The organism is Uliginosibacterium aquaticum, from assembly GCF_012972705.2.
Lineage (GTDB): Bacteria > Pseudomonadota > Gammaproteobacteria > Burkholderiales > Rhodocyclaceae > Uliginosibacterium > Uliginosibacterium aquaticum.
Window position 1 is genome coordinate 1,069,327 of the sequence record NZ_JABCSC020000001.1, and the last position, 13,199, is coordinate 1,082,525.

Consider the following 13,199-nt stretch of genomic DNA (forward strand, 5'->3'; position numbering starts at 1 on the left):
CGATTCAGTTAGGTTTTCAGCAGGTCCGGACTAGGCTGAAACATGAATCCCCATAGCCTGCATATCGCGCAGCAGAGTCCCGCAGCGGCACTCGCCACTCTGGGCAGTTCGGCGCAGGGGCTGACGGCAAGCGAGGCCGCCCGGCGCTTGATCGAGTTCGGCGTGAATCAGGTCACGGCGCCGCCGCGTGATCCCTTGTGGTTGCTGCTTCTGCGCGAGTTCTCGCATTTCTTCGCCCTGATCCTGTGGCTGGCCGCGGGGCTAGCCTTCGTGGCGGCATATTTCGATCCCGGCCAGGGCATGTTCGAACTGGGCCTAGCGGTGCTCGGGGTGATCGTCGTGAACGGGGCCTTCTCCTTCTGGCAGAGCTACCGCGCCGAGCAGGCGCTGGCGGCGCTGCGGGATCTGCTGCCGCAGCTGGTGGAGGTGCGCCGCGACGGGGCAACACTCACCGTGCCGGCCGCTGCGCTGGTGCCGGGCGATCTGGTGCTGCTCGGTGAGGGCGCCAAGGTGCCGGCCGATTGCCGCCTGGTCGAGGCCTCCGGGGTGCGGGTCGACATGGCCACGCTGACCGGCGAATCCCGCCCGCGGGCGCGCGAAGCGGCACCGGACGCTGAGGCCGACCCGCTCGCCGCGCGCAATCTCCTGCTGGCGGGCACCTTGTTGGTGGCGGGAGAGTGCAGTGCGCTGGTGTTCGCCACCGGCATGCACACGGAATTCGGCCGCATCGCGCATCTGACGCAGACCGCGGGTGAGGTCGAGTCGCCCCTGCAACGCGAGATCCGCCGCGTGTCGCGCATCGTCGCCCTGCTGGCGCTGGGACTCGGCGTGGCCTTCTTTGTCATCGGCCATTTCATCGGTCTGCCGTTCTGGGCGAACTTCATGTTTGCCATCGGCATCATCGTGGCCAACGTGCCGGAAGGGCTCTTGCCCACGGTGACGCTTTCGCTGGCGCTCGCCACCCAGCGCATGGCCAAACGCCACGCCCTGGTGCGCCATCTGCCGGCGGTGGAGACGCTGGGCAGTGCGACGGTGATCCTCACCGACAAGACCGGTACCCTGACCCAGAACCGCATGGCGGTGCGCGAGGTCTTCGTGGCCGCAGCCCACCATCTGGCGGCCAAGCGCTGGCCGCGGGTGGATGACCGCCACCTGCGCGCGGTGGCGCGGGTCTGTCACAACCTGAAATTCCCGGCGGGCGAAGCGCTGGGCGACCCGATGGAAATCGCCCTGTGGACTTTTGCCGGCGAGATGCCGGATACCGGTGAGCGTGTGGGCGAGATCCCTTTCGACACCGAACGCCGGCGCATGTCGGTGCTGACCCGGCATGCCGATGGCACGGGCGACCTGTGGTGCAAGGGCGCACCGGAGTCCGTTTTGCCGCTGTGCACGGGCTGGATGCTGGGCGACGCTCTGCAGCCGCTGGACGAGGCGGCGCGGCAGATGTTCGAGCGCGCGCAGAACGACATGGCCGATCGCGGCCTGCGTGTGCTGGCCTGCGCCTGGAAGCCGCTTGCCAGTGGCGCGACCGGCGCGGAGCAGGGCCTGCATCTGTGTGGCCTGGTCGGGCTGGAAGACCCGCCTCGCCCCGATGTGCACGAGGCGGTTGCGCGCTGCCACGGTGCCGGCCTGCGCGTGATCATGGTGACCGGCGATCATCCGCACACCGCGCTGGCGATTGCGCGCGAGCTGGACCTGATCCGCACGCCGCAGCCGGTGGTGCTCACTGGTGACGCGGTGCGGGCCATGAGCCCGGCCAGTTTGCAGCTGGCGCTGGCTGCGCCGGAAATTCTCTTCGCCCGCGTCTCGGCTGAGCAGAAGATGCTGATCGTGCAGGCCTGTCAGGCACGCGGCGAGATCGTGGCGGTGACTGGTGACGGGGTGAATGATGCGCCGGCTCTCAAGTGCGCCGATATTGGCATCGCTATGGGGCTCTCTGGGACTGATGTGGCGCGCGAGGCGGCGGACATCGTGCTGCTCGACGATCACTTCGCCACCATCGTCAATGCCATCGAAGAGGGGCGCGCGGTGTTCGACAACATCCGCAAGTTCCTGACCTACATCCTCAGCTCCAACATCCCGGAGATCGTGCCTTATCTGGCTTTCGTGCTGCTGCGCATCCCGCTGCCACTGACGGTGATCCAGATCCTGGCGGTGGATCTGGGCACTGACATGCTGCCTGCCCTCGCGCTGGGGGCCGAGCCGCCGCATGCAGGGGTGATGCGTCGGCCACCGCGTCCGCGCGGGGAACGTTTGCTGTCCTGGCCGCTACTGGCGCGCGCTTATCTGTTTCTTGGTCCGCTGGAAGCACTCGGTGCGATGGCGGCCTTCTTCTTCGTCCTGCACGCTGCCGGCTGGCAGTACGGCGACGTGCTGGCGCCGCGCGATCCGCTCTATCTGCAGGCGACCACGGCTTGCCTGATGGCCATCGTGCTGGCGCAGATGGTGAATGTCTTCGTCTGTCGCCATCCGCAGTTGCCACTCTGGCATTTTTCGCTGCTTGAAAACCGGCTGTTGCTGGCCGGGCTGGCACTGGAGTTGGGGCTGTTGCTGCTGATTATCTACACCCCACTGGGCAACGTGCTCTTCGGCACGGCGCCGTTGGCCGCCGTGGTGTGGGGCTACGCGCTGCCGTTTGCCGCTTTGCTGGGGGGGCTGGAGGAGGCACGCAAGGCCTGCATGTCACATTGGTGCAAATAGCTCGCCACGGGCGGCATTGCAGATGGCGAGCACGCAGGGATGAGTGATCCGCCGTTCAATCGAAATGGCATAGAAATCCTGCCAGATGGCCGCTGTACGCCCCAGCAGCTTTACACCGTACTGACTGATGATTTCCGCTTCCAGAATCGTGGGGGCGGCAAAGATGCCATGACCTTCACGACCGAAGGCCTTGAGCAGGGCACTGTCGTCGAAGACGCCGGCTACGTTCGGATACAGGTGCTCGCTCTCGAGCCAGCGGTCGAGCTGTTTCTGGACTTCGGAGTCGTCGCCATGCATGAGCATCGGCATGCCGTTGAGCGTGGCCGGAAAGCTGCCTGTGCAACGGGCCGCCAGTTGTGGCGCCGCAAAGAAACTCTGGCCGGAGCGCCCCAGCTTGTGGTTATAGGCCTTGACCGAGAGGCCTGCGGGGATCGGGCTGTCGGCGATCACCAGATCCAGTCGGTGGGTAGCGAGTTCGGCCATCAGGCTGTCCAGCTTCCATTCCCGACACACGATGCGCACCGGCTCTGGCAGGCGCATGGCCGGTTCCAGCAAGTGGTAAACGATAGATTTGGACAGGGCATCCGCCACGCCGACCCGGAACTCGATGGCTCGCCCGGACGGGGTTTCAGTGCGAAGAACCTGTTCCATCTCGGCGCCGAGCGAAAAGATCTCGTCGGCAAAGCTGAAAACGGTCTTACCGGCTTCGGTGAGTTCCAGCTTGCGCCCGCGCTTCTGAAAAAGGGCTTTGCCGAAGCGATCCTCCAGCAGCTTGATCTGCCCGCTGAGGGTTTGCTGTGAGGTGTGTAGCGCCTCGCTCGCCGGTAGTAGGCCGCCTGATTTCGCGACCATCCAGAAGTAGTGCAGATGCTTGTAGTTGGTCATTTTTATACTCCTACTTTTTCGGAGTATCTGTTTTGATAATCCGAATTTTCAATGCAAGTCTCTGCGCCTAGAGTGAGGCATGTCAATACCGACATCTCTTGAAAGGGAAGCAGATCATGCATATCGACATCCAGTTTCGTGGGATTGATGTGAGCCAGGCCTTGCGTGAGCACGCCGAGCGGCGTGCGCGCTTCACTCTCGGACGGCTCGCGGGGCGGATCGCACGCGTGAGCATCAGCCTGGTGGATATCAACGGCCCCAAAGGTGGTGACGACAAATCCTGCACGGTGCAAATCAGCCTGCAACAGCCGGGCTCCGTCGTGGTGGAGGAGTTGGGCGCCGACCTGTATCAGGTGCTGGACCGCAGCCTGGCGAGGGCCGGGCGCACGGTAGTGCGGCGACTGGAGCGCCAGGCACGCCAGCGCTATGCGGCACGCAGTGAGCGCATCCCGGCCGAGGCCGAGTTGGTTTGAAGATTCTTGATTCTTAGAGGAGTGTGAGCATGACAAACGGTATTTCTGCCTACAGAACGGGCACGCTGGCAGGGGATGCGTCGCTGCTCGGCACGCATCGCGTACTTCGCAATACCTATGCGCTGCTGGGCCTGACGCTGCTGTTCAGCGCGGTGGTGGCGAGTCTCAGTACTGCACTGGCTTTGCCGGCCCCCGGATTGCTGCTAACGCTGGGGGGCTTTTTCGGCCTGTTCTTTTTGACCGCAAAACTCTCCAACTCCGGCTGGGGGCTGCTGTCGGTGTTCGGCCTCACCGGTTTCATGGGCTACACCCTCGGACCTGTCCTTAGTCGTACCTTGGCGCTGCAGGACGGCGGCATGATCGTGGCCATGGCACTGGGCGGAACAGCCGTGATCTTTTTCGCCCTGTCGGCCTGGGTTCTGGCGACCAAGCGGGATTTCAGTTTCATGGGTGGTTTTCTGTTCGTGGGGATGGTGGTTGCGTTTCTGGCCGGGCTTGGCGCGATGTTCTTTCAGGTGCCAGGGCTGGCTCTGGTGGTGTCGGCGGTCGTGGTGCTGCTGATGGCCGGGATGATCCTGTATGAGACCAGCAACATCATTCATGGCGGAGAGACGAACTACATCATGGCGACGGTGAGCCTCTATGTGTCGATCTACAACCTCTTTACCAGTCTGCTGAGCCTGCTCGGTATGGGCGGTAATGATGAATGAGTGGCATGGCCTGATCGAATAAAAGGAGAAAAATGATGCGTAGTTATGCGAAGAACAGCCCCCAGGCCGCCGCCCGCTTTCTCGTTTTGACGGCGCTCGCGGATGGTGATCTGGACCGGCTGGAGCTGGCAGTCCTGGATCATTTTCCGGCCTTGAGAAAGCTGGGTATCGATCGTGATCTGATCGATGTCGTGCTGGGCGATTTCTGCGAAGACGCGCAGCGCAGCCAGCGGGTGGGGCCTGACTTCAAGCTTGAATTCAGGCCCGGCGATATCGCCCGTTTGCTGGCAGACATTGATCAGCCGGATTTGCAGCGCAGCCTCTGCCGTGCAGCGCTGAGCGTGATCGGGGCCGACCAGCTTGTGCATTCGGGCGAAGCCATCCTGTTGTGGGCTGCACTGGATGCATGGGATCTACAATTGGCCAATGTTTTGCGCAGCCCTCAACCATTCATTCCGAAGCTTCGGCCGGACAAGCCTTACCAGTCGAATCCTGCTTCGTACTGAGTCACTCAGACGATTCTCAACCGGATAAAAAATCATGCTGACTGTTGGTACGCCTTTGATGTGGACGCTGTTCGCGCTGTTCGTCCTCCTGGCGCTTGCTCTGGATTTCTTTGCACTCAGCCGCCAAGGCGCCCATAGAGTCTCGATGCGTGAGGCGGGCGTCTGGTCGCTGGTTTGGGTGGCGGTTTCCTTCCTGTTCATGGGCTGGCTATGGTGGTATCTCGGCGGGCTGGGGGACGACGCTACAGCGCGAGAGCTGGCCAATACCAAGGCCATCGAATTCACGACGGGTTATCTGATCGAGAAAGCCCTGGCGGTGGATAACGTCTTCGTGTTCCTGATGCTCTTCACCTATTTCGCAGTACCCGCCGAGTTTCAGAAACGCGTCCTCATGATCGGGGTGCTGGGTGCCCTGGTGCTGCGTGCGGTGATGATTCTGGTGGGGGCCTGGCTGATCGCCCAGTTCCACTGGATCCTCTATGTCTTCGGCGTATTCCTGCTGTTTACCGGCATCAAGATGTGGTGGGCTGCCGGACAGGAGCCAGATCTGGACAACAACCCGGCGCTCAACTGGATTCGCCGCAAGGTGCGGATCGCGCCGGACTATGACGGCGAGAAGTTCTTCACCTTCGTGAAGGGCGTGCGCATGGCGACTCCGCTGGCGATCGTGGTGGCGCTGATCGGCATCGTCGATGTGGTGTTCGCGGTGGACTCGATTCCCGCGATCTTCGCCATCACCACCGACCCGTTCATCGTGCTGACCTCGAATGTGTTCGCCATTCTGGGGCTGCGGGCGATGTATTTCCTGCTGGCCGGCGCGCATGAGCGTTTCCACCTGCTCAGCTATGGCTTGGCACTGGTGCTGGCTTTCATCGGGATCAAGATGCTGATCGTCGATTTCTACAAGATCCCCGTGGCCCTGTCGCTATCGGTTACTTTTGGCATCCTGGTCATCACCATGCTGCTGTCGGTCTTCATCCCGCCCAAGGGCAAGAGCGGCACTGCCTACCCGTTTGCGGCGAAGAAGGGTGAGTCTTCAGGAAGTGAAAAGACCTGAGCAGTGTTCGGTTCAGTGTGTGCAGCGAGGCCTCACGGCCTTGCCTGCAAGCGGCACATGAAGCATCGAAAGATGAGGAAGAGGGAGACGCAGCTTCAGGTCTCCCTCTTTTGGCTTGAGAGCTCAAGATTTTTCGTGTCTTCGTGTCTTCGTGTGGAATGCTTTTCGCTCTCACGAAGGCACGAAGACACGAAGTTTTGCACGGTGTCTTTCGATCTATTTGATGGCCGACTTTATAGGCCAGCGTCAGACGACGGCCTTGCTGCCTTCCGCGATCAGGCGCTTCAACTCCGGCACGCAGGAGCCACAGGATGTGCCGCACTTGAGCCCTTCCTGCAGTTTGGCCAGATCGGCGCCAGCGGCCACTGCGACCTTGATTTCGTTCTCGGATACGTTGAGGCAGTTGCACACAATGCGTCCGCGGCTGTTGCCGGGGCCGGGCGGCTTGGGCAAGGGAGCGAAGAGCCAGCGGCGCACGGTATCGGTCGGGGCGCGCTCGATCATCAGTTCCTTGAGCCAGCCCGCAGCGGCGGTTTCACCGGTGAGGCGCAGGCCGGTGAGGATGCCTTCCTCGACCATGGCCTTCTTGCTCACGCCGCGGCGCGCATCGGCATAGGCCATGCATTGATCGCCCTGCAGATCCATCAGGGCGTCGAGTTGCTCCAGCCATTCGGTCGGGATCGGTTCGCTGTGGGCGATGCGCAGCACCACCGATGGAAAGTCGCGTCCAGCCAGCGAGATGGCGGCGTAGTCGAACTTGGGGAGCCAATGTGACAGCGCAGCAGCGCGTTCCAGGGCGAGGCCGTTGGCAGCGTCGGCATATACGGCGCTTCTCATCAGCAGGGCCTGGTGCGGCAGATCGACCTTTTCGATCTGCACCGCTGCGTGCTTGAGCTCGGGTTGCTTGGAAAAGGGGTCGACGGTGTTGAGCGTGAGTTCGTTGGCGCCTGAGGAGGAGAGCAGATTGCGCCCCCAGTGCATGGCGATGAAGGCGTGGCCCGGCTTGATCTCTTCGGTGGCATAGGCGCGCAGTACCACCTTGCCGCGCCGGCTCTTCACGCTGACGAGGTCGCCATCGCGCAGGCCACGGCGTTCGATGTCCGCCTTGTTGAGTTCGATGCGTGGCTCGTCGACATGGGCGTAGAGGCGGGCAGCCTTGCCGGTGCGGCTCATGCCGTGCCACTGATCACGCAGACGGCCGGTGGTCAGACGCAGCGGATAGCGAGCGTCGATGGCCTCAGAAGTCAGTGTGGTGGCTGGCACGACGAATTTTGCTTTGCCGGACTCGGTTTCGAATTTGCCATCGGCATACAGGCGGGAGCGGCCTTCCGAGGCGCCGGCCGGGAAGGGCCATTGCTGCGGACCGAGTTCATCGAGCACGGCGTAGGAGAGGCCGGTGATGTCCAGATCGCGGTCGCGGGTGGATTCGGCATGCTCCAGGAAGACGGATTCGGCGTTGGGGTAGGCGAAGAGACGATGAACGTCCTTACGGCCGAGCTTCGCGCCGAGGCAGAGCGCGAAGTCGCGCGCGATGGCCCAGTCTGCGCGGGTTTCGCCGGGACCGGGAATGGCTGCATTCACATGGGTGATGCGTCGTTCGGTGTTGGTGACCGTGCCTTCCTTCTCGGCCCAGGTCAGGGCCGGCAGGAGCAGGTCGGCGTAGGCTGCGGTTTCGGTGTTGGCATAGGCTTCCTGCAGCACCACGAATTCGCACTTCTCCAGCGCCTCGCGGATCAGGGCCTGTTGCGGCATCGAGTGGGCCGGGTTGGTGCAGGCGATCCACAAGGCTTTGACCTTGCCTTCGCGCACCGCTTCGAATAGTTCGACGGCAGACAGACCGGGTTTCTCCGGTACGGACTCGATGCCCCACAGCGCAGCGACCTCGGCACGGTGCGCCGGGTTGGCCAGATCGCGGTGGCCCGAGAGCAGGTTGGAGAGGCCGCCGACCTCGCGTCCGCCCATGGCGTTGGGCTGGCCGGTGAGCGAGAAGGGGCCGCAGCCGGGTGTGCCGATCTTGCCAACGGCGAGTGACAGGGCGATCAGCGCGGTGCCGTTGTGGGTGCCGTGATGCGACTGGTTCAGGCCCATGCACCACAGGGAGAGCGGGGCCTGAGCTTCGCCCCACCACCTGGCGGCGGTGATGATGTCCGCTTCATTCACGCCGCAGATCTGCGCGGCGGTGGCCGGGGTGGCTTCGCGCACAGCTTCACGCAGGGCTTCGAAACCTTCGGTGTGCTCGCGCACCCACGGCATGTTCACATAGCCTTCCCACAGAAGCACGTGGAGCATGGCGTTGAACAGCCAGATGTCGGTGCCTGGCAGAATCGCCAGATGCAGGTCGGCGCTTGCGGCAGTGTCAGTGCGGCGCGGGTCCACCACGATGATCTTCATGCCGGGCCGGGCGGCCTTGGCGGCTTCGATGCGGCGGAAGGCAATCGGGTGGGCAAAGGCCGGGTTGGCACCGGCGATCAGCAGGCAGTCGGTGTGATCGAAGTCTTCATACGCGCAGGGCGGTGCGTCGGCGCCCAGCGTCTGCTTGTAGGCGGCCACCGCGCTGCTCATGCACAGGCGCGAGTTGGTGTCGACGTTGTTGGTGGCAATCAGACCCTTGGCGAGCTTGTTGAAGACGTAGTAATCCTCGGTCAGCAGCTGGCCCGAGAGGTAGAAACCGACGGCGTCCGGGCCGTGCTCGGCGATCACGCTGGCGAACCTGTCCGCCGCCGTATCCAGCGCCTGCTCCCAGCTCACCCGGGCGCGCGGCTCGGCGCGGCCCTGACGCAGCTCGGGAAAGATCAGGCGGGTTTCCGGACGGGCGGTGAAGTGCAGGGTCGAACCCTTGGAGCACAGGCGGCCGAAGTTGGCCGGGTGATCCGGGTCGCCACGCACTTCGATCACGCGGGCGCCATCATGCTGGATGATGACGCCGCAGCCGACGCCGCAGTAGGGGCAGGTAGCCTTGGTTTCAGCCATGTTTGCTCGGTTCAGCTCAGGGTTGCGTAGAGGCCGGTCAGCTTGTCCATGACCTGGAGGATGTTCTCCGAGCTCACGGCCACGCTGTTTTCAAGATAGGCCTGCTCGTGCTGCTTGGCATTGCCGCGCAGGGCGTCGTCGAAGAACATCCACTGGGTTTCGGCGAGCTTGATCCAGGATTCGGTGTCCTTGGTGTTCTCCGGCGCCATCTTGAGGGTCTGCATAGCGGCCACGAATTCCTTGCGTGCCGCGTCGAGGCCCTTGCTCACTTCGGGCGTGTTCACGCCGGTCACGCTGAAGAAGTAGAACTTGGACATGCGTTGGGACAGCATGCGCTGGCGTCCGGCGATGTTCACCAGCTTGCCGAGCGAGCCGCCGTGCAAGGCTTCAAGCTGCTGGGTGCCCTGGTGGGCCAGCGCCAGCACTTGCTCGTTGAGTGCGGCGACGGTCTTGAGGCCGTCATTGCTGGCCGGTGTGCCGACCACGCGCCGGTAGTCCAGCCAGCGGGTGGCCAGTTGCTCGTAGGTCTGGATCAGTTCCGGCGCATTTTTCCTGGCGGCGAACTCGCGCAGGGTCTGCAGCTGCTTGTCGAACAAGGCCATCGAATCGGCCAGCAGACCGCGTGCATCGGCTTCGCGCACGCCGCGCAGTTGCTGGGCATACAGCTTGGCCATGCGTTGCGACAGCATGCGCTGGCGACCGGCTTGGTTGATGGCCTCCAGCATGCCGATCTCTGCCGGCTTCTGGGGGGCAGCCAGCGCACGGGCTGCCAGGGGGAGGGCGCCAAGTGCGAAGAGCACACGACGCCTGGTGGGGTTGAGGCTGCTGTTCATGTTGTTTTCCTCGATCTCTGTGCAGGGGCTTTGGGCGCAATCCGCTTCGCTTGTTGCGCCCGACAAATCAAACCGACAGCCACACCTCGCCGTTTTCGAGCTTGGCGGCGAAGGATTTGGTGCAGCCCACATCGGGGGCCTGGGCTTCGCCGCTGTCCAGATTGATCTTCCAGCTGTGCAACGGGCAGGTGACCTGCTTGCCATGCACGATGCCTTGCGAGAGCGGGCCTTGTTTGTGCGGGCACTTGTCATGCACGGCGAAGACTTCGTCTTCCGAGGTGCGGAATATGGCGATGTCACCGTGCTTGGCGGTCTTTACGACGCGCGAGCCGAGTTGCGGGATGTCGGTGAGGGCGCAGATTTTTTTCCAGTCGGACATGGTTGTTCTCTCGGGAGTAGTGAGTCAGGCGTCGTGAGGTGGGGCAGGGGTTTTCTACGCCCTGCGCGCAGCTCACGAATGTGTCTCTTCGTCGTCAAAACCGAAATCGGTTTCCCATTCGCTCATGATGTTTCTCCTGTCAGATGTGCAGGGAACTCCTTAGGGCCGACTTCGGTCGGCGATGTGCGGCTGAAGCCGCACCTACAGAGCTCAGGCCGTGAAGTCTTCGTAAGCCGCGCGCAGCGTGCCCTTGTCGGCCAGGGTGCTGCGTTCGAGCCACGGGTCGGTGTAGTCCTGCAGCGCGTAGAGCAGGCGCTCGTAGAGTTCGCGGCGCAGTGCTGCGTTCTCGACGATCTTGCCCTTCACGTACTCCAGGCCCACGCGCTGCACGTAGTGCACCGTGCGCTCCAGGTAGAAGCCTTCTTCGCGGTAGAGCTGGAGGAAGGCGCCGGAGTACTCCATGACTTCCTCGTCGGTCTTCACCTTGCAGAAGAACTCGGCGACTTCGGTCTTGATGCCGCCGTTGCCGGCCACATACAGCTCGTAGCCGGAATCCACACCGATCACGCCGACGTCCTTAATGCCGGCCTCGGCGCAGTTGCGCGGGCAGCCTGAGACAGCGAGCTTGACCTTGTGTGGGCTCCACATGCCGAAGAGCATCTTCTCGAGCTTCACGCCCATGTCCATCGAGCGCTGGGTGCCGAAGCGGCAGTGCTCGGCGCCCACACAGGTCTTCACTGTGCGGATGCTCTTGCCATAGGCGTGGCCGGAGACCATGCCGGCTTTCGACAGATCCGCCCAGATCTTGGGCAGGTCGTCCTTCTTCACGCCGAGCAGATCGATGCGCTGGCCGCCGGTGACCTTCACCGTGGGTACGGCGTACTTGTCCGCTGCATCGGCGATGGCGCGCAGCTCGTCGGGCGTGGTGAGGCCGCCGAGCATGCGTGGCACCACCGAGTAGGTACCGTCCTTCTGGATGTTGGCGTGGGCGCGCTCGTTGATGAAGCGGCTTTGCGCGTCATCCTTGGCCTCGTGCGGCCAGGTGGAGATCAGGTAGTAGTTCAGTGCCGGGCGACAGGAGGCGCAGCCATTGGGCGTCTTCCAGGCCAGCGCGTGCATCACGGCCGGGATGCTGGTCAGGTGCTGATCGCGGATCGCCTTGCGAACTTCGCCATGCGAATGATCGGTACAGGCGCACACCGGCTTGGAGCTTGAGTCTGCCGGTGTGTAGGCGCCGCCCACGGTGGAGGCGATGATCTGCTCGACCAGGCCGGTGCAGGAGCCGCAGGAGCTGGAGGCCTTGGTGTGTTTGCGCACATCGTCCAGCGAGAACAGGCCGTTTTCCTTGATGGCCTTGACGATGGTGCCCTTGCATACGCCGTTGCAGCCGCAGATCTCGGCGGTGTCCGGCAGGCTGGCGGCCTGGTTCTGGCCCTTGTGCCCCGCGTCGCCGAGGTGGCTCTTGCCGAAGAGCAGGTGATCGCGGATGTCGGCGATGTTCTGACCATCCTTGAGCATCTGGAAGTACCAGGAACCGTCAGCGGTGTCGCCATAGGCCACGGCGCCGACGATCTTGTCGTCCTTCACCACCACGCGTTTGTAGACGCCCGCCGCCGGGTCGGAGAGCACGATGTCCTCAGTGCCTTCGCCGCCGGAGAAGTCACCGGCCGAGAACACGTCGATGCCGGTGACTTTCAGCTTGGTGGAGGTGACCGAACCCTGATAGCGGCCGATACCGAACTGGGCGATGTGGTTGGCGGCCACCTTGGCCTGCTCGAAGAGCGGGGCCACCAGGCCGTAGGCGATGCCACGGTGGTTGGCGCATTCGCCCACGGCATACACGCGCGGATCGTAGGTCTGCATCGTGTCATTGACCACGATGCCGCGGTTGCAGTGAATGCCGGCCGATTCGGCCAGCGCGGTGTTGGGGCGGATACCGGCAGCCATCACCACCAGATCGGCCGGCAGGCTCTCGCCGCTCTTGAGCTTGAGTGCGCAGACGCGGCCACTTTCGCCCTGCACCAGTTCGGCGGTGTGGGCGCCGAGGCGGAACTGCATGCCGCGGGCCTCGAGCTCCTTCTGCATCATGTTGGCCGCGGTCTTGTCGAGCTGGCGTTCCATGATCCACTCGCCGATGTGCACCACGGTGACGCTCATGCCACGCAGGATCAGGCCGTTGGCGGCTTCCAGGCCGAGCAGGCCGGCACCGATCACCACTGCGTGCTTGTACTGGGCGGCGGCATCGATCATCGCGTCGGTATCGGCGATGTCGCGGTAAGCGATCACGCCCGGCAGATCCTTGCCTGGCACCGGCAGGATGAAGGGATTCGAGCCGGTGGCGAGTAGCAGGCGGTCGTATCCGGCTTCCGTGCCGTCCTCAGCGAAAACCTTGCGCGCCTTGCGATCGATCTTGACGATCTTCTTGCCGGTCTGCAGGGTGATGCCGTTGTCCTTGTACCAGTTCCAGTCGTTGAGAATGATGTCCTGGATGGTCATCTCGCCGGCGAGCACCGGCGACAGCATGATGCGGTTGTAGTTGGGATGAGGTTCGGCACCGAAGACTGTGATGTCGTACATGTCCGGAGCGATCTTGCGCAGCTCCTCGAGCGTGCGCACACCGGCCATGCCATTGCCAACCATGACGAGCTTGAGCTTTTCCATGCTGTTCCCTCTGTTGAAAGCTGAG

General features: G+C 63.2%; 10 protein-coding genes. 5 read left to right on the forward strand and 5 right to left on the reverse strand.

Annotation, left to right across the window (positions count from 1 at the left end; genetic code table 11):
• Nucleotides 1-42: 42 nt before the first annotated feature.
• Complete coding sequence (locus HJ583_RS04845; RefSeq protein WP_170020872.1) at nt 43-2,700, forward strand: cation-translocating P-type ATPase; 2,658 nt, start codon at nt 43-45, stop codon at nt 2,698-2,700.
• Here HJ583_RS04845 and nhaR read toward each other — a convergent pair.
• Nucleotides 2,683-3,585 (reverse strand): transcriptional activator NhaR, encoded by a 903-nt coding sequence (gene nhaR / locus HJ583_RS04850; protein ID WP_170020873.1) that lies wholly within the window; start codon nt 3,583-3,585, stop codon nt 2,683-2,685. The two genes, HJ583_RS04845 and nhaR, sit on opposite strands and share 18 nt — an antisense overlap.
• Before the next feature lie 116 nt (nt 3,586-3,701).
• On the opposite strand from nhaR, the gene HJ583_RS04855 reads away from it, so the two are divergent.
• From HJ583_RS04855 to HJ583_RS04870, 4 genes are read left to right on the forward strand one after another with little or no spacing between them, the layout of a single operon-like run.
• A complete protein-coding gene (locus HJ583_RS04855) occupies nt 3,702-4,058 on the forward strand; it encodes an HPF/RaiA family ribosome-associated protein (RefSeq protein ID WP_170020874.1) in 357 nt (118 codons plus the stop codon).
• A 29-nt stretch (nt 4,059-4,087) separates the two neighbouring features.
• Nucleotides 4,088-4,768: a Bax inhibitor-1/YccA family protein gene (locus HJ583_RS04860; RefSeq protein ID WP_170020875.1), complete on the forward strand. Its 681-nt coding sequence runs from the start codon at nt 4,088-4,090 to the stop codon at nt 4,766-4,768.
• 32 nt (nt 4,769-4,800) lie between these two features.
• The gene (locus HJ583_RS04865; protein WP_173863639.1) at nt 4,801-5,274 is read left to right on the forward strand and encodes a hypothetical protein; all 474 of its coding nucleotides are present in this window, start codon (nt 4,801-4,803) and stop codon (nt 5,272-5,274) included.
• 34 nt (nt 5,275-5,308) lie between these two features.
• Entirely contained in the window at nt 5,309-6,331 is a 1,023-nt protein-coding gene (locus HJ583_RS04870) for a TerC family protein (RefSeq protein WP_170020877.1), read from the forward strand.
• A 246-nt stretch (nt 6,332-6,577) separates the two neighbouring features.
• Here the strand turns inward: HJ583_RS04870 and HJ583_RS04875 are convergent, their stop codons facing one another.
• From HJ583_RS04875 to nirB, 4 genes are all read right to left on the reverse strand, one after another.
• Nucleotides 6,578-9,301, reverse strand: coding sequence for a nitrate reductase (locus tag HJ583_RS04875; protein ID WP_170020878.1), 2,724 nt, complete (start codon nt 9,299-9,301; stop codon nt 6,578-6,580).
• 11 nt (nt 9,302-9,312) lie between these two features.
• Nucleotides 9,313-10,134, reverse strand: a complete 822-nt coding sequence (locus HJ583_RS04880) for a type IV pili methyl-accepting chemotaxis transducer N-terminal domain-containing protein (RefSeq protein ID WP_170020879.1) — start codon at nt 10,132-10,134, stop codon at nt 9,313-9,315.
• A gap of 67 nt (nt 10,135-10,201) precedes the next feature.
• Nucleotides 10,202-10,513, reverse strand: coding sequence for a nitrite reductase small subunit NirD (nirD, locus tag HJ583_RS04885; protein WP_170020880.1), 312 nt, complete (start codon nt 10,511-10,513; stop codon nt 10,202-10,204).
• 210 nt (nt 10,514-10,723) lie between these two features.
• Complete coding sequence (nirB, locus tag HJ583_RS04890) at nt 10,724-13,174, reverse strand: nitrite reductase large subunit NirB (RefSeq protein WP_170020881.1); 2,451 nt, start codon at nt 13,172-13,174, stop codon at nt 10,724-10,726.
• Nucleotides 13,175-13,199 lie beyond the last annotated feature (25 nt).